This is a genomic window from Finegoldia sp. P1-F-LS, from assembly GCF_052932205.1.
Window position 1 is genome coordinate 125,163 of the sequence record NZ_JBRFJH010000001.1, and the last position, 17,553, is coordinate 142,715.

At 28.7% G+C, this 17,553-nt stretch carries 18 protein-coding genes and 4 tRNA genes; 18 read left to right on the plus strand and 4 right to left on the minus strand.

What is annotated here, in order from left to right; translation table 11 throughout:
* The first annotated feature begins 8 nt into the window (after positions 1-8).
* The 3 genes from lspA to ACU68Y_RS00835 are packed head-to-tail and all read left to right on the plus strand — an operon-like array spanning position 9 to position 2,052.
* Positions 9-455: a signal peptidase II gene (gene lspA, locus ACU68Y_RS00825; RefSeq protein ID WP_446755217.1), complete on the plus strand. Its 447-nt coding sequence runs from the start codon at positions 9-11 to the stop codon at positions 453-455.
* Positions 455-1,132: a uracil-DNA glycosylase gene (locus ACU68Y_RS00830; RefSeq protein WP_060790630.1), complete on the plus strand. Its 678-nt coding sequence runs from the start codon at positions 455-457 to the stop codon at positions 1,130-1,132. The genes lspA and ACU68Y_RS00830 overlap by 1 nt, the downstream gene beginning before the upstream one ends.
* Positions 1,129-2,052, plus strand: a complete 924-nt coding sequence (locus ACU68Y_RS00835; protein WP_002839375.1) for an RluA family pseudouridine synthase — start codon at positions 1,129-1,131, stop codon at positions 2,050-2,052. Before ACU68Y_RS00830 ends, ACU68Y_RS00835 begins: the two co-directional genes overlap by 4 nt.
* A 15-nt stretch (positions 2,053-2,067) precedes the next feature.
* Here the strand turns inward: ACU68Y_RS00835 and ACU68Y_RS00840 are convergent, their stop codons facing one another.
* Together ACU68Y_RS00840 and ACU68Y_RS00845 are read right to left on the minus strand one after the other, a co-directional pair.
* A complete protein-coding gene (locus ACU68Y_RS00840; RefSeq protein ID WP_446755218.1) occupies positions 2,068-2,955 on the minus strand; it encodes a DegV family protein in 888 nt (295 codons plus the stop codon).
* A gap of 30 nt (positions 2,956-2,985) precedes the next feature.
* Positions 2,986-3,061: transfer RNA gene (locus ACU68Y_RS00845), tRNA-Thr, on the minus strand.
* 142 nt (positions 3,062-3,203) lie between these two features.
* On the opposite strand from ACU68Y_RS00845, the gene ACU68Y_RS00850 reads away from it, so the two are divergent.
* The 4 genes from ACU68Y_RS00850 to ACU68Y_RS00865 all read left to right on the plus strand — a co-directional run bounded on the left by ACU68Y_RS00850 (position 3,204) and on the right by ACU68Y_RS00865 (position 4,875).
* Complete coding sequence (locus tag ACU68Y_RS00850; protein WP_446755219.1) at positions 3,204-3,878, plus strand: glucosaminidase domain-containing protein; 675 nt, start codon at positions 3,204-3,206, stop codon at positions 3,876-3,878.
* A gap of 18 nt (positions 3,879-3,896) precedes the next feature.
* Entirely contained in the window at positions 3,897-4,586 is a 690-nt protein-coding gene (locus tag ACU68Y_RS00855; RefSeq protein WP_002839275.1) for a thermonuclease family protein, read from the plus strand.
* 125 nt (positions 4,587-4,711) lie between these two features.
* Positions 4,712-4,788, plus strand: a tRNA-His gene (locus ACU68Y_RS00860).
* A 3-nt stretch (positions 4,789-4,791) separates the two neighbouring features.
* Positions 4,792-4,875, plus strand: a tRNA-Leu gene (locus ACU68Y_RS00865).
* Positions 4,876-5,127: 252 nt separating this feature from the next.
* On the opposite strand, the gene ACU68Y_RS00870 is transcribed toward ACU68Y_RS00865, so the two are convergent.
* Positions 5,128-5,214: transfer RNA gene (locus tag ACU68Y_RS00870), tRNA-Leu, on the minus strand.
* Positions 5,215-5,390: 176 nt separating this feature from the next.
* Here ACU68Y_RS00870 and ACU68Y_RS00875 point away from each other — a divergent pair.
* On the plus strand, positions 5,391-6,347 hold the full coding sequence (locus ACU68Y_RS00875; protein WP_002839433.1) for a DUF1002 domain-containing protein: 957 nt from the start codon (positions 5,391-5,393) through the stop codon (positions 6,345-6,347).
* 131 nt (positions 6,348-6,478) lie between these two features.
* Positions 6,479-7,042: a redoxin domain-containing protein gene (locus ACU68Y_RS00880; RefSeq protein ID WP_002839335.1), complete on the plus strand. Its 564-nt coding sequence runs from the start codon at positions 6,479-6,481 to the stop codon at positions 7,040-7,042.
* Positions 7,043-7,069: 27 nt separating this feature from the next.
* Here ACU68Y_RS00880 and ACU68Y_RS00885 read toward each other — a convergent pair whose 3' ends face one another.
* Complete coding sequence (locus ACU68Y_RS00885; RefSeq protein ID WP_446765316.1) at positions 7,070-8,911, minus strand: ATP-dependent helicase; 1,842 nt, start codon at positions 8,909-8,911, stop codon at positions 7,070-7,072.
* 101 nt (positions 8,912-9,012) lie between these two features.
* On the opposite strand from ACU68Y_RS00885, the gene ACU68Y_RS00890 reads away from it, so the two are divergent.
* The 9 genes from ACU68Y_RS00890 to ACU68Y_RS00930 all read left to right on the plus strand — a co-directional run bounded on the left by ACU68Y_RS00890 (position 9,013) and on the right by ACU68Y_RS00930 (position 17,552).
* Positions 9,013-9,807: a nitroreductase family protein gene (locus tag ACU68Y_RS00890; RefSeq protein WP_446755221.1), complete on the plus strand. Its 795-nt coding sequence runs from the start codon at positions 9,013-9,015 to the stop codon at positions 9,805-9,807.
* A gap of 68 nt (positions 9,808-9,875) precedes the next feature.
* Positions 9,876-10,682, plus strand: a complete 807-nt coding sequence (modA, locus tag ACU68Y_RS00895) for a molybdate ABC transporter substrate-binding protein (RefSeq protein WP_446755222.1) — start codon at positions 9,876-9,878, stop codon at positions 10,680-10,682.
* A complete protein-coding gene (modB, locus tag ACU68Y_RS00900) occupies positions 10,675-11,358 on the plus strand; it encodes a molybdate ABC transporter permease subunit (RefSeq protein ID WP_446755223.1) in 684 nt (227 codons plus the stop codon). Before modA ends, modB begins: the two co-directional genes overlap by 8 nt.
* Positions 11,345-11,959 (plus strand): ATP-binding cassette domain-containing protein, encoded by a 615-nt coding sequence (locus tag ACU68Y_RS00905; RefSeq protein WP_446755224.1) that lies wholly within the window; start codon positions 11,345-11,347, stop codon positions 11,957-11,959. The genes modB and ACU68Y_RS00905 overlap by 14 nt, the downstream gene beginning before the upstream one ends.
* Positions 11,960-12,035: 76 nt before the next feature.
* Complete coding sequence (gene rnr / locus ACU68Y_RS00910) at positions 12,036-14,141, plus strand: ribonuclease R (RefSeq protein WP_446755225.1); 2,106 nt, start codon at positions 12,036-12,038, stop codon at positions 14,139-14,141.
* A 12-nt stretch (positions 14,142-14,153) separates the two neighbouring features.
* The gene (gene smpB, locus ACU68Y_RS00915; protein ID WP_002838120.1) at positions 14,154-14,603 is read left to right on the plus strand and encodes an SsrA-binding protein SmpB; all 450 of its coding nucleotides are present in this window, start codon (positions 14,154-14,156) and stop codon (positions 14,601-14,603) included.
* 8 nt (positions 14,604-14,611) lie between these two features.
* On the plus strand, positions 14,612-16,348 hold the full coding sequence (locus tag ACU68Y_RS00920) for an Rqc2 family fibronectin-binding protein (RefSeq protein WP_446755226.1): 1,737 nt from the start codon (positions 14,612-14,614) through the stop codon (positions 16,346-16,348).
* Positions 16,349-16,417: 69 nt separating this feature from the next.
* Positions 16,418-17,293, plus strand: a complete 876-nt coding sequence (locus ACU68Y_RS00925) for a YicC/YloC family endoribonuclease (RefSeq protein WP_002838464.1) — start codon at positions 16,418-16,420, stop codon at positions 17,291-17,293.
* A 7-nt stretch (positions 17,294-17,300) separates the two neighbouring features.
* Positions 17,301-17,552: a DUF370 domain-containing protein gene (locus ACU68Y_RS00930; protein WP_002838275.1), complete on the plus strand. Its 252-nt coding sequence runs from the start codon at positions 17,301-17,303 to the stop codon at positions 17,550-17,552.
* Position 17,553: the final 1 nt, after the last annotated feature.

The following is a 17,553-nucleotide window of genomic DNA, read 5'->3' on the forward strand; positions in this document are numbered from 1 at the left end:
GAGTAAAAATGGTTACTATTTTAATGATGATTTTGGTAATTGGCTTAGATCATTTAACAAAATACATGGCAATTTCTCTAAAAGCAGGAGATATTGTAATTTTTGATAAATTTTTAAAGCTTACTTATCTTGAAAATAGAGGAGCAGCATTTGGAATTCTTGAAAACAAGAAAATATTCTTACTTATAATAACATTACTAATAATTGGATTTGTTATATTGTATATTTTTAAGAATTACAAAAGCTTGATGAATTTTGAAAAAGTAATATACGGTCTACTTCTTGGTGGAGCATTAGGAAATCTGATTGACAGAATTTTCAGAGGTTATGTCATTGATTTTATTTCTGTAAGACTTCCATTTAATTATGATTTTCCAGTGTTTAATGTGGCGGATATAGCTGTTGTTGTATCGTGTATTTTACTTGTTATATTTAGCTTAAAAGGACATAAATAATGAGTGTTAATATAGGAAATAGTTGGGATGAATTACTAAAGGATGAATGGAACAAAGATTATTATAAAAAAATCAGAGAAGTTTTAATTCATGATTATAAAAATTACAAAGTATATCCAGATATGAATTATATTTTTGAAGCATTGAAATTAGTTCCTTTTGAAGATTGTAAGGTTGTGATTTTAGGACAAGACCCATATCACAATCCTAATCAAGCACATGGACTTAGTTTTTCTGTTAAACCAAATGTTAAAACGCCTCCTTCATTGATTAATATTTATAAGGAATTGCAAAATGAATTTGGTTATCCAATTCCTAATAATGGATATTTGATGAAATGGGCAAAACAAGGAGTTTTATTATTAAATACTTCACTTACGGTAATAGAAAACAAACCAAATTCTCATTCAAAAATTGGATGGCAAATTTTAACGGATAAAATTATAGAATTATTAGGAAATTCAAATAGACCAATAGTATTTATATTGTGGGGCAACAACGCCAGAATGAAAAAAGATTTAATAAAAAGTAAGAATGCGCTTATACTAGAATCGCCACATCCTTCTCCATTTTCAGCTAATAGGGGATTTTTTGGTTGCAATCATTTTATAAAAACTAACGATTATTTGATAGATAATGGTCTAGAACCTATTGATTGGAAGATAGAAAATATATGATTTACGAATTTTTAATTGACGATTCTAATCAAAATGCAAGATTGGATGTTTTTTTGGCAAATGTAGTCGAATTATCTAGAAGTGAAATTCAAAAACTTATAGATGATAAAAAGGTTTTGGTAAACGGTAAAATTCAGAAAAAAAATTATAAGCTAAATTTGAATGATAAAATTACATTAGATTATGAAAAGCCCGACAAAACTATCAAAGCGCAAAAACAAGATTTGGATATTGTATATGAAGATGATTATCTAGCGATTATTAACAAAGATAAAGACGTCATTGTACATCCTACAGAAACTATATATTCTGATACTTTAGTGAATTATTTAATGTATAATTTCAAAAATTTGAGTGATGTGGACGGGGATTATAGAAGGGGAATAGTCCACAGATTAGATAAAGACACAACAGGGCTAATAATAATTGCAAAGGACAATGATACCCATCTAAAATTAAAAGAGATTATCAAAAATCACGAAATTATAAAAACTTATTTGTGTATTGTACATGGAAAAATCGATGAATGTGGAACAATTGAAGAATATATGTCTAGAAATCCAAAAGATAGAAAGAAAATGATGGTTTCTGACGAAGGGAAATTATCTATTTCTCAATATGAAAGACTTGATTATAATGATGATTATTCTCTTGTAAAAGTTCAAATCAAAACCGGTAGAACTCATCAAATTCGAGTTCACATGAATTATATTCATCATCCTATTTTAGGTGACAAATTATATGGATTGAAAAAGGAAAAAATACTTTTCGACAGTCAAGTTCTTCACGCATATAACCTTCAATTTATTCATCCTCAAACTCATGAAAAAATAAATGTGATAGGGAAATTAAAACCAGATTTTATGACAGCTATCGAAAAAACAAAACTAGATTACACAAAAATACCTTCTAAGTTATAACTTAGAAGGTTATTTTTATACTTCTGATAATTCGTCTCCCAAATCTTTGTTACTAAAATAAATACTTAGTAGATTTGGACCGATATGAGCACCTATAACACATCCCAATGGATACTTTACTATTTTTTTGAACTTGAATTCTTCTTTTATTCTTTCGATAAATAAATCTGCTTCATCTTCATTTTCGCCATAGCAAACATAAAGAGTTTGATTTAAATTAACATTATTGTTACATTTTTCAGCCATTAAATTTTTGATTTTAGCAAAAGTTTGTTTTTCACCGCGCGCTTTTTCTACAACATATAAGCTACCATCATTTTTATCCACACTCATAATTGGTCTTATGTTCAATAATGAACCCATTACCTTTTGAGTCTTAGATAATCTTCCACCTCTGTACAAATACTCTAAGTTAGTAACAGTAAAAATATGCTCTTGTGCGCAGATTATTTCATCTAATTTTTCGTTTACTTCTTTAAATGAATAATTTAATTCTAAAAGTTTAAGTGCTTTATTAACAACAGAAGTTTCTCCTGAGCAAGCACTCACAGAATCCTTAACGATTATCTTATAATCTTTATTTTCTTCTAAAACATCATTCATTGCCATAGTAGCTGTTTGAAATGTGCTTGTTAGTCCGCTTGAAAGTGTAATGCAAATAACTTCATTTCCAGCTTCCAATTCTCTTTTAAATGTTTCGTAGTATGTTTTATATGGAACTTGACTAGTTTTAAAAACCTCTCCATTTTTCATTCTAGAAAACATATCTGAAGAATTAATTGTTTGACCTTCTATGTATTCTTGATCAGAGCTAATAACGGGCATATTCAATAAAATTAAATTTTCGTTTTCATTTGAACCTGTTAGTTGACTACTAGAGTCCGTAATTATTTTTATAGACATTCTTACCTCCAGATAAGTATTGTTTTTAAATGGTGCTGTTGAGAGGGATCGAACCTCCGACCTATTGATTACGAATCAATTGCTCTACCAACTGAGCCACAACAGCATATACATTTATTATAAGCTTAAGAGTACAATATTTCAAGATTATTACAATGTACAATATTTCAAGATTATTACAATAATGAAAATCAATAGGAAATAATAAAAAATTATGATAAAATACTATTCATATTCTAGGAGGAATAATGAAAAACAAGAAATTAATAAGAAAAAGAGTTGGAATATTCTTGCTAATGATAGTTTTTTGCTCCTGCTTAATAATAAATTATTCTGAAAATTACTTTTCTTTTTCTCGAAAAATCACGCATCATAAAAGTGAATTAGAAGATAATGAGTTAAGAACACTAAATAAATTAGAAAAAGATATGGTTGAATTTAAGAAGGTTGGGGCCTTAAAAATAACAGAAGATAATATATTTTATCCAACTCATAAATCTAAAATAACTGAAAGAATGTTAGAGGTTGCATTAGAAGGTACTGATTTAGAGGGTAATGCACATTCGTTCATTAAAGTTGAAAAGAAATATGGAGTGAATTCTTTGTATTTATTAGCTATAGCAAATCATGAGTCAGATTTTGGACAGAGCAGAATAGCAAAGGATAAAAATAATTTGTTTGGATTCAATGCAATAGATTCAAATCCATATAATGGAGCAAGTCAATACGATTCACTTGATGAGGGAATTCAAGATATTGGTAAAAAAATTAAAATATTGTATCTTAGTGATAATGGAAAGTATTTTAAAGGATATAATTCTTATGCTATGAATAAAAACTATGCAAGTGATAAGAATTGGGGAGAAAAAGTAAACAATCACATGATACTAATAGCACAAAAGATCTTATCGAGCTATAAATAATTAAAAGAGAGAGCAAGCATGAAGAAATTTTTACTGGGAATATTAATATTAATATCATTAACTGGCTGTGACAAATTTGGTCAAAATGAAACTGAAAATAATTTGTATGAAGTAGTTAGAGTTGTAGATGGAGACACTGTTATATTAAACATAGATGGCAATAAAACTAGAGTGAGGCTTATAGGAATCGATACACCGGAAAGTGTAGCCAAAGATAAAAGTCGAAACGTCAAAGAAGGTAAGGTTGCAAGTGATTATACAAAAAGATTGCTCGAAAACAAAAGAGTGCGATTGGAATACGATGATGAAAAAAATGATGTATATGACAGAAAACTGGGTTATTTGTTTTTAGATGATGAATTTATCAATGAAAAACTACTCAAAGAAGGAATGGCAAAATTATACACAAAAACAACTAATCAAAAATATTCTGAAAGACTAAAAAAAGCAGAACAATACGCAAAAGATAATAAGAAGGGATTCTGGAAAGATTTCTATGTTAATGATACAAATTTATATAAAAAATATATCGATTCTAAAGGTAGGGGAATGATAAAAGGAAATATAAACCGTAAAGGTTTAAAAATATACCACTTGCCAAATCAAAAAAGTTATAAAGATGTAAAAATTAACTTCAAAAAAGGCGAAAAATATTTTATAACAGAAAAAGAAGCACAAGAAGAAGGATTTTCAAAATCTTCAAAATAATACTTGCAAAACGAAAATTACAATGCTATAATATTAAAGTCAAGTTGACTTGAAATAAATTTTACAAATGCTTGACAATCATAGTTTATTATGGTACACTTATAAAGTAGTCAATTGAGGCTATGGTGGATGTAGCCTAGTTGGTTAGGGCGTCAGTTTGTGGCACTGAAGATCGAGAGTTCGAATCTCTTCATCCACCCCATAAGCAGGAATGGCGGAATTGGCAGACGCGCTAGACTTAGGATCTAGTGTCTTTGACGTGGGGGTTCAAGTCCTCTTTCCTGCACCAAATTATAACGACTCAATTTCAAATGATTGTTCATTGAAATTGAGTCGTTTTTTGTTTGTGTATTTAGTCTAACTACGCTTAAATTTGATTTTAGATGAAACAACAACAGTAACTTTATAGACTATTTTAGCTTTTGGGAAGGCAAACTATGAGTTAATGCTTTGAATTAAAAAAACCCAGGTAAAAATATTTTACTCCTGGGTTATTTTAAGTTTACAAGAAAAAAGATAGCTTAAAAAGCTATCTTGTATATGGTGCCGGAGGCGGGACTTGAACCCGCACGGTGTTGCCACCGCTGGATTTTGAGTCCAGTACGTCTGCCAATTCCATCACTCCGGCTGACTTTATAATTATAGCATAAAGTAAAAACAATGTAAAGGAAATTTTGTGAAAATTTGAAGCTTAAATATTAGCCTTTGAAATTCAGCTTAATAATTTAGTTTTTCTTAATAATTTTGTAGACTTTGAGTGATTATTTTTGTGCTATAATCAATGTGAACGGAGGATAATAATCTATGAAAAAAATTACAGTTTTTTTATTAGCTATTTTAATTTCATTATCATCTACTATTAGTTTCGCTGGCAAGATTGATACTAATGTTATTGATGAGAAGTGGGGCAAGCCAACTTTTGTTTATGGTGAAAGCTTGGATAAATCTCAAATTAGAAAAACAAAAGGACTTTTAGATATTGAAGACGACAGTAATATTAAGTCAGTCATGGTTACTTATAATGATTTGTTGAAGTATATTGGTGGGGATGATTCTAATCCGGGCAGTATGATTTCTAGCGTTTTGGTTAAGAAAGAAAACAAAAATAAAGGCATAAAAGTTAATATTACGACACCGAAAAATATTACGTTGATTACTGAAAAGCAATATGAAAATGCCGCTATAACAGCAGGTGTAAAAGACTGCACAATAATGGTAGCTGCGGTTAGACCGGTAACTGGAGAATCAGCCCTAACAGGAGTATATAAAGCTTTTGAATCAAATGGTGAAAAGCTCGATAAGGAGAGAATAAAAGTAGCCCAAAAAGAATTGGAAGTTGTTAGTGATATTAACAAAGAAAATAAAGATAAAGGCGAATTCGATAGAGACAAATTAAATGATGTTATTGTTGTAATAAAAGATAATATTGCAAATATAAATATTAACAATAATGGTCAAGCACCAAGTCTTGATGAAATAAAAAAGATTGTAAATGATGCAATCAAAGAAAATAACCTTGAAAATGTAATTACAGAAGATCAAAAACAAGAATTAATAAATCTATTTGAAAAATATTCTAACGTAAAATCTATTAATTCAAAAGACATCAAGGATGAATTGTCTAATATTTCTGATAAAGTTATAGAAGGAGCCAAAGATATTTATAAAAAGGCAGAAGATGCAGGAATTATTGATAAAATAATTAACTTTTTTTCCTCAATAATCAAATCAATAGCGGATTCTTTTGGATCAGAAAATTAAATTTTTATGGGACTTTCGAGTCCCTTTTTTAATTGCTCGAAAATATATTACAAACTATTAAACGAAACTTGTAATCATTACAAAATGTGGTATAATTAAATTGTAAATCAAATAAGAAAGGATGATTATTTATGTCATTAATTAAAAAACACGTTGAAGAATTTAAAGTTCCTGCTTATCTCAATGAAGAACTTACAGAAGTTTCTAGTGAAGATTTAAAAGGTCACTGGTCATTGTTGTTCTTCTATCCAGGAGATTTTACATTTGTTTGTCCTACTGAATTAGAAGACTTACAAAACTTATACTCAGAATTTAAAGAATTAAACTGTGAAATTTATTCTATCTCTACAGATTCAGAATTTGTTCACAAGGCATGGCATGATAAATCTGAAAAGATTAAAAAAATCCAATATCCAATGTTATCAGATAGAGCATTTGCTTTATCAAAACAATTTGGAGTTTTAAAAGAAGCTGACGGTCAAAGTCAAAGAGGTGCTTTCTTAATCAATCCTGATTTAGATGTTGTATTATACGAAGTATCTGCTGATGGAATAGGTAGAAATGCACATGAATTATTAAGAAAACTACAAGCTGCACAATATGTTGATAAATACGGTGATCAAGTTTGTCCAGCTAACTGGGCACCTGGTCAAGACACTTTAAAACCAGGAATTGACCTAGTAGGTAACTTATAAATAACAAAACTAGCTGTAAAATTACAGCTAGTTTTTTAAATTATTTTCAATTTCTATAATATCTTTTAAGAATTGAGATGAATCAACTTCAACAGAATTTCTAGTTTTAGGAGACAACAGAGTTAATTTGTCTTTAGCTCTAGTCATAGCTACATAAAACATTCGTCGTTCTTCTTCAAATATATTTTCATAATTTTTTTTATTCGAGTCGATGTTTGTAGGAAACTCACCATCTATTAAATCTATGATGAATACTTCATCGAATTCCAATCCTTTTGCAGAATGTACAGTTAGCAAATTTAAATTACTGGTATGTTTTATTGATTCTTTTTGAATTTTCTTTAAGCTTTCAATTTCGTTTATAAAATCTTCGTAACACTCACAATCTTTAAACAGGTACTTATATATTTCGACTAAATGGTCCAATGATATTTTTTGGTTTTGTAGCAAAACACTATCTTCAATATATGTTTTGTAATCAATGTCATTCATTATAATATCAATTTTCTTGGAACCTTTTGCTCTTTTTATTCCGGAAAAAAATGATTTTAAGTCCATAAATCTGTCTACATAATACCTACTTAAAGTTGAATCATCCAAAAGACGATCTAAAACAGGCATTGATTCATCGTAGGTTTCCAGTTGATTTATTGATGTTTTTTTGATGTAGCTGTTTAGTTTGTAGTATATGTCTCTAAAAAGGCCGACAGAGGTTTTATTTTCCGAAAAAGCAATCATTTTTAGAATATCATTTAGTACAAAATGATTATAAAAATCATCTTTTTGATATCTGGAGTGAAAATCAATATCCTGATCATGTAAATATTTCGTTAGCGCTATAGAAGAAATATTTTTACGGTATAAAATAGCGGTTTTTTTATCGGGATTAATATTGTTTTTCAGATAAGAATACAACGATAAAAAGTTTTGAGGAAATTTTATTATTATTTTCTTGTTTGATGCTTTTGTTGAAGTAACATCCTTATTATATCGGTTTTTATTTTGCTTAATAAACAAGTTACTTGCGTTTACTATTTTGTCGCTGCATCTAAAATTTTGATCAATATAATAAATACTTGCATTGGAAAAAATTTTATTAAAATGCAATAAATAACTAGGATCTGCTCCTCTAAAAGAATAAATTGATTGATCGTCATCTGCTACAATGAACAAATTATTTTCCGGATATGCGATTTTTTTGATTAACTCAAATTGAATTTTTGAGGTGTCCTGACCTTCGTCTACTTGAAAAAACTTGTACTTGCGTTTAATTCTTTTTAGTATATATTCATCCTCATTAAGAATTTCAAATGACTTTGTAAGCATATCATCAAAATCTATAAAGAAATTTTTTTTCTTAAAGCTTTCATATTCTTGATAAATTTGCTCGAAGTTTTCAATGTCGAATTTTGGAAAATCTTTTATTATCATCATATTTTTACAATATCCATAGTATTGTAAAAATTTTTCAACATCTTCATCTTTAGAATTTGTTTTATTGATTTTTCGCATGATATTTCTGATGACCAAATATTTATTGGTATCATTATTTGATTCAAGTATTTTGAAAATTCTATTATTCATTTTATAGTATAGTTTTATAATATAATAGCAAAAAGAATGTATCGTAGAAAAATACGCAGAATCTGTTTCTGGGAATTTTTCAGAAAATCTTTCTTTCATATCCATTGCTTGAGATTTGCTGAATGTTATTGATAAAATACTTTTTGGATCAACGTTGTGAACTTTCTCCAAGTATTTTATTCTATTTAGAAGTACCGTAGTTTTGCCGGCTCCTGGGACTGCTAGTACTAAAGCAGGGGATTCATAATGAGATATTGCTTTTTGTTGATTTTCAGTAAATTTCATATTATCACCATTAATTATTATATCAAAATGTTTGTGATTATTTGTGATTTGTAGTATTATTTAATTAGAAGATTTATGTTAAGGAGTAGATAAAAATGTCAATGAACGAATTTTTAGAAAATAGAAAATCAGTAAGAGATTTTAAATCAAAAAATCTTAGTGATTCAGATTTACAAAAAGTTGAATCTATAATTTTTGATATAAACAATTCAGCAAAAAAACACGATGTTAGTTTTAAATTATATAAAGATGGTTCTGTAGATTACAATGCACTTGATGGTGAAGGTGGATATGGAGGAGCTATGATTAAAGCTAACCATTATATAGCCATGGAAGCAGACAAAAGCAACGAACAATCAATGATATTTGGTGCATTTTATTTTGAAAACTTAATCACTAAACTAGATGCATTAAATGTAGGAAGTTGTTGGGTAACTATATCTAACGCATCTGAAGAATCTAAAAAAAGGGCTTTTGGAGAAAATTGTAACGTAGATTTCTTGCTTGCTATGGGATATGCTCCAAGTGAATTTGGATTTGGTAAGAAAAAATTTAGCTCTAGAATTGGCGTTGAAGAATTTGTGTGTGACAAATCATTGTCTACTCCGATAGATATAGATAAATTACAAAATTACGGTTTAGATGAATTATTTAGTTATTTGAGATTTGCTCCATCAACTAAAAATGAACAACCTTGGAGATTCGTTCTAAATGATGATGATTTGGATTTGTATATTAAAGATTACAAAGGAATCGAAAATCTAATAGATGCAGGAATAGTAATGTACTATTATACAGAATTAGCTAATTATAATAGTATTGATGCTAATTGGGTTGTAAAAGACAACTTAAGTGATAAGGATAATTACAAATATATCGCATCAGTTAATTTCTAATTTTTACAAAAAAGCCTTTAACTAGGCTTTTTTAATACATAGCGTTATATGCTAAGGAGGATAATGAAATGAAGAAAAAGTATTTATTATTAATGATAGTGGGGTGTTTAATTTTGGCTAGTTGCGCAAAAAATGAAAAACAAAATACTGAAAAGAAAGAAGAACAAAAAACTGAACAAAAAGCAGAAACTCAAAACATAAGCTTGTTTGCAGCGGCTTCTTTGGAAGAATCGTTAGCAAAAATTATTCCTGAATTCGAAAAAGAAAATAATGTTAAAGTTGATGTTAACTTAGCAAGTTCAGGAAAATTACAAAAACAAATCGAGCAAAAAGCTCCTTGTGATGTATTTGTTTCAGCAGGACAAAAACAAGTAAAAGCTCTTGAAGAAAAACAACTTGTAAAAGATTCAAAAAGTTTATTGAAGAATAAGCTAGTAATTGTAAAAAACAAAGAAACAGATGTTAAAGTTTCAAAAATTGAAGATTTGGAAAATGTTAAGGGTAAAATTGCTGTAGCTGAATTGGAAACTGTTCCAGTTGGACAATATACAAAACAAAGCTTAACTCATTATAATTTATTGGACAAACTTCAAGAAAAATTTGTTTATGGTAAAAATGTTAAAGATACTTTGAGATTTGTTGATAGCAAGGAAGCTGAAGTTGGTTTCGTTTATTCTTCCGATGCTGCAACTGATGACAAGGTGGAAGTAGCTTTAAATGTTGATGGTAGTTCACACAAACCTATCATATATCCAATTACAAAAACAACTTATTCAAAAAATACAGAAATGCAAAACAAATTGTATGAATTCTTGCAAAACGAATTATCTGAAAAGTATTTTAAAGAAGCGGGTTTTGAATCTAGCCATGAATAATGATATTATGATGCCTATTATAATTTCATTAAAGGTATCCGTAATTTCAACTATTATTACATCCATTCTATCAATCTTTATAGCGTGGATGATGGTAAAATTTAATAAAAAAAATGGTAGTATACTAGAGGCAATAATTACATTGCCTCTTGTTTTACCACCATCAATATTAGGATACATACTTCTAATTATAATAGGAAATAACGGTTTAATTGGGAAATTCTTTTATGATAATTTTGAGTGGAGTATTATTTTTACTTGGAAAGCTTGCGTTATAGCATCTGTAATAGTATCGTTTCCATTAATGTATCAAAATTGTAAGTCTGCATTTCAAAGTATAGATAAGAAAATTTTAAATGCAGCTAGAACAATGGGTGCGAGTGAGTGGAAGATTTTTTTTAGAATAGCAATTCCGCTAGCATACACAGGAATAATAAGCGGTTTGGTTCTTGCTTTTGCTAGAAGCTTAGGAGAATTTGGAGCGACTATGATGGTTGCTGGAAATATTCCAAGGAAAACTCAAACAATTCCATTGGCTATGTATTATGCAGTGGAAAGAGGAGATAAAACAATGGCAAACACTTTAATGGTTGTAGTTGTTGTATTTTCATTTTCGTTGATATATTTCCTAAATAGATGGATAGAAAAGAGAAGGAATAGAAATGCTGAAGTGTAATATTAAAAAAAAATTGAATCATTTTGTACTTAATGTAGATTTTACCGTAGAAAATGAAATTTTGTGCATAATGGGTGAATCGGGAAGCGGAAAAACATCTATATTAAATTCAATAGCAGGGTTGTTAACTCCAGATAAAGGAGATATTATTCTCGATGATAATATTTTGTTTTCGGATAAAATAAATTTGAAACCACAACAAAGAAATATTGGATATGTTTTTCAAGACTACGCGTTATTTCCTAATATGAGTGTAAGAGATAATATTTTCTTTATGAATCCAGATAAAGATTACGCAAATTCGCTTATAGAAAAACTAGGTATAGAATATCTTTTGGAGAATTTCCCAAATACTTTATCAGGCGGAGAAAAACAAAAAGTTTCAATAGTAAGAGCATTGGCAAATAAGCCACGTTTACTTCTAATGGATGAGCCATTCAGTTCGATTGATGAAAAATTTAAAAATAAATTTTACGAAGAACTCATTGAAATCAAAAAATCATTAGATGTTCCTATTATGATGGTTACTCACAATAGACACGAAGCAGAAATTTTAGCTGATAGATTAATTTTTATTGATAAGGGAAGAATTATCAAATAAGCATTAAATACAATAATTAGGTAGTTTTTTGTCATTTAGGGTATAATATAGATAAGAAACAAACAGGAGGTATTTAATGAAAATAAAGCAAAAGGTACTTAATATCGTAAATTCTAATGATTATATTCCTTTAACTTTTGATGAATTATCTTCACGATTAAATATTGAAAAAAAAGATAAAAAAATTTTTCATAAGATTATTAATGAACTGCAAAAAGATAGAAAAATTTTACTTGAAAAAAATTCTAATATAATTCCAATTACAGAGCAAAAAGCATATCCAGGAACTATTCAAGGATCTGGAAGTGATTTTTGCTATTTTATTCCTGATGATGAAAATATTGACGATATATTTATAGCCAAAAAAGATTTAAATGGTGCAATTCACAAAGACAAGGTTTTAGTTACAATAACAGTAGAAAAAAAACCTAACCGTAGTCCTGAAGGTAAAGTTTTACAAATTTTATCCAGAGAAACAAAAAAACTCGTAGGAACTTTTGATGAGGCAAAAGGTTATGGATTTGTAATTTTGGATGATAAAAAATACGGTTTCGATGTTTTTGTCCAGTCAGGTAACAAAAATGGAGCAAAAAACAACGATAAAGTAGTGGTAAAATTAATCAAAACTCCATCTAAAAAACACAAAAATCCAGAAGGAGTTATAGTTGAAGTCTTAGGAGGCAAGGACGATCCAGGAATTGACATTTATTCTATAGCGAAGACTTTTAAATTACCGTATGAATTTCCAAAGAAAGTAAAAGAACAAGCAAAGGAAATAGAACAACAGGTCGATGAATCAGAAAAGAAATCTAGAATGGATTTTAGAGATTTGTTTACTGTTACAATAGATGGATCAGATGCAAAAGATTTTGATGATGCAATAAGTATCACCAAAAAAGGAGAAAATTTTGTACTATATGTTCATATAGCTGATGTCAGCCATTATGTGAAAAAGAACACTGCACTAGACAAGGAAGCTTTTAGAAGAGGAACAAGTGTATATATGTTAGACAGGGTAATTCCAATGTTGCCTGTGGAACTATCTAATGGAATTTGTTCACTAAATCCAAATGAAGATAGACTTTGCTTAACAGTTAAAATGGAAATTTCGCCAACAGGAAAAACTCTTGACTATAAATTTTACGAGTCGGTGATTAATTCTGACTATAGATTAATCTACAAAAATGTGTCAGACTTTTTGGAAGACATAGATAATCCTTATGAAGATGAAAAACTCACAGATAACTTACTATTAATGAAAGAATTGTATGAAATTCTAAGTGCCAGAAGAAAAAAGAGAGGTAGCATTGACTTCGACTTTCCAGAAACTAAAATTATTTTAGATGAAAATTCTAAAGTAATAGATGTTACAAAAGATGAGAGAAGAATTGGAAATAAGCTGATTGAAGAATTCATGTTGATTACCAATGAAACTGTGGCAAGTCATTTCGGGTATTTGGATAGACCGTTTTTATACAGAGTTCACGAAGAGCCTGACGAAGAAAAAGTTAATACTTTTAAAAGAATTTTGTCAAACTTTGGATATCACTTAAAAGGTAAGAATTTGTACTCTAAAGATTACCAAAGAATTTTGAATGAACTAGATGGTAAGCCTGAAAAACCTCTGCTTTCATCACTTTTGTTAAGATCTATGCAAAAGGCTGAATATAGCGAAAATCCTAGCATTCATTTCGGATTAGCATCTATGTTCTATACGCATTTCACATCTCCAATTAGAAGATACCCGGATTTATTTATTCACAGAATTGTAAAGAATTTTATAAACCATAAACCAGATACTAATAACGAAAAAGAGTTCATGAAATACATCAAAGACATCGCAAAGCAATGTTCAGCAACTGAAAGAAGAGCAGAAGAAGCTGAAAGAGAAGCTATTGATATGAAATCAGCAGAATATATGCAGCAACACATAGATGAGGAATTTGAGGGAATTATTAGTTCACTTACGAAATTTGGAATCTTCGTACAACTTGACAATACTATTGAAGGTTTAGTACAATTTCAATCTATGATAGATGATTATTATGTATTTGACGAAAAAAACTACACGGTTTATGGAGAAAGAACAAAAAAATCATATCATATTGGACAAAAAGTTAGAGTTAAAGTTATAAATAGCGATAAAGACAAGCGTCAAATAGATTTTGAATTTGTAAATTAGAAAAGGAATATAATGAGTGAAATAAAATTATTAGCTAACAATAAAAAAGCACGCCACGAGTATTTTATTGAAGAAGTGTACGAATGTGGAATTGAATTAAAGGGAACTGAAGTAAAATCTATCAAAAAAGGTAAGGTTTCTATTAAGGAAAGTTATTGTATGATAGAAAACTCAGAAGTTTTTGTATATTCAATGAATGTGAGTCCGTACACAGAAGGAAATATTTTTAATGTGGATAGTTTAAGAAAAAGAAAACTTTTAATGCATAAGTCTGAAATCAGAAAATTAATCGGGAAAACAAAAGAACAAGGTTACACTTTGATACCACTAAGGGTTTATGCAAAAAATGGACTCGTAAAAGTAGAGATAGCTCTTGCGAAAGGTAAAAATTTGTACGATAAGAGAGAAACTTTAAAAAAACGTGATGATTTGAGAAATATGCAAAGAGCAATGAGAAGATAGGAGTAATAATGAGCTTTGACGGAATTGTAACAAAAGCGATAGTAGATGATATAAAAGAAAAATTAATCAATGGAAAAATCAGCAAGGTTAATCAACCAGATAAAAACGAATTGGATTTAATCATCTATAATAACAAACAAAATTATAAACTTCTTATTTCTGCATCCTCGTCTTTACCGAGGATGCATTTTACAAATGAAAATAAGAAAAATCCAATTGAAGCGTACAATTTCTGTATGCTGATGCGAAAATATTTACAAGGAGCAGTTATAACCGATATTTATCAAGAATCTATGGACAGAGTTGTAAGTATTGATATCAACTCCAGGGACGAAATGGGTTATGACATGAACTACACATTAGTTGTAGAACTTATGGGGAAGCATTCCAATATCATTTTAATTGAAAAAGAAAGTCAAATGATTGTAGATGCAATTAAGAGAATTAGTTTCGATACAAAAAGTATAAGACAAATACTTCCAAAAACTAAGTATTCATATTTAGAAGATGATAAGATTAATATTCTAAAATCGGATGATCTTCCTACTGATATTGCTGAAGGGACTACTAAACTTCAACAAGTTTTTTACAAAAACTACACAGGCTTTTCTCCAACTATTTCAAGAGAAATATGCCTAAGAGCAGATTTGGATTATAACATAAGAGTTGAAGATTTAAATGATGATGAAAAATCAAGATTTAATCAAGCATTTATTGACATTAGAGAAGATATTAGAAATTGCGATTACGAGTATTCTATAGTCATTGATGAAGATGAAAAATTAAAGGATTTTCATGTAATTAAATTAGAAAAATACGGATACCTTAAGAAAAATTTTGATGATATTCACGAAATGTTGGATTATTATTATAAAAAGCACAGTTCAAATGATTCTATTACACAAAAATCTTCTCATCTAAAAAAAATAGTTTCTAACAAAATTCAAAGAAACTCCAATAAATTGAGTAATTTAACTGTTGATTTACAAGAAGCGAAGAAAAGAGATATCTATAAAGTATACGCTGATCTTATAAGTTCAAATATGCATTTGATAAATAAGGGAATGGATAAAATAACTGTAGATAACTTCTATGATGATATGAATCCTATAGAGATTCCATTAAATCCTATAAAATCAGGCAATGAAAATGCACAAATTTATTATAAGAGATTTAGCAAATTAAAAACCAGAGAAAAAATGATTACACAAGAGCTTCCACTGATAAAACAAGAAAATGAATATTTGCTTCAACTTTTAGAAACTCTGGAGAGAATTACAGAATATCAAGAATTATCAGAGATTAAAGATGAGATGGTAAAAATAGGTTTGATAAAAAAATCTAAGAAAAAGACTGCAAAGGTAAAACCTTCAAAACCAAGACATTTTGTAACAGAAAATAATGTTGATATTTTTGTAGGAAAAAATAATTACCAAAATGATAATCTAACTTTGAAACAAGCAAATAGAGAGGATATTTTCGTTCACGTAAAGGATATGCCAGGTTCACATGTGATTATGAGAAATGAAAATTTGATTCAGAAAGATTATGATGTTGCTTGCTTCTTAGCAGCGTATTTTTCCTCAATGAGCAAAGAAAAATATGTTGAAGTAGATTATACTGAAAAGAAAAATGTAAAAAAAGCTAAAGGCGCAAAACCAGGAATGGTATTTTACAATAACTTTAACACTGTCAATGTGGATATGAGCTCTTTTAATATTGACAATATAAAAGAAATTGTTTAAAAAATGTAATAAATTATTGTAAATTCCTAGAGATTAATATACACTAACAATATCAAGGGAGGCGATAGAATGAAGTCTATGACAGGATTTGGATCTTCTAGTTTGGAATTGGAAGATTGCAGCATAGATATTGAAATCAAATCTGTAAATAATAGGTATTTAGATTTCAATTTTTCAATGCCGAGTTATTTGAATTTTATGTTGGAAGACATGAAATCACTAATAAAAAACAAGTTGAAACGTGGAAGAGTGGATGTCTATATCAAAATAAAAAAATATCAACTAGCTGTTGATAGTGTAGATATTAACTATGAATTAGCACAGAAAATTAAAGAAAAGCTTGATTCATTAAACGAAAATCTAGATATGAAATCAGACATTAATGTCAGAGATTTAGTGAAATATGATGATGTAATGTCATTTACTTACAAAGATTTGGATAATGAATTTTTGCACGATAATATTTTGAAAGTTTTAAATGAAGCTGTGAATAAAATATATTCAATGAGATCCACTGAAGGAGATAATTTGAGAGAAGATTTATCTACAAATCTCTCAAAAATAGAGGAAGAAATATCCAAAATATCAAGTTTGACTGAAAATAGTGTAAAAGAATACAGAGAGAATTTATTTAATAAAATTTCTGAATTATTGGATGAAGAAAAAATTGATAAAGACAGAATGTATTTGGAAGTCGCTTTAATGGCAGATAAAGTTGATATCAATGAAGAATTAAAAAGATTTGATTCTCATATTGTACAATTTAAATCAGCAATGGATATGAAAGATTGCATAGGTAGAAAATTAGACTTCATAATTCAAGAGATGAATCGTGAAATCAATACAATTTCTTCAAAATCAAATGATGAAAATATTTCAGTATGCGTTATTGAAGTAAAAAGTTTGATTGAAAAATTAAGAGAACAAGTGCAAAACATTGAATAGAGGGAAAATGGAAAGTTTAGGAATAGGATTTTCAAATTTAGTTAATAGCAACAGGATTATTGCAATTGTTAGCCCTGAAACAAATCCAATTAAAAGAATTGTTCAAAAAGCGAAGGAAGACAACAATCTCATCGATGTTACTTTTGGTAGAAAAACTAGAAGTGTAATAATTATGGATTCAAGTCACGTTGTGTTGAGTTGTCTTCAACCAGAGACTTTACAAATGAGATTGGATAAATCAAATAATAAGGAAGATTAAA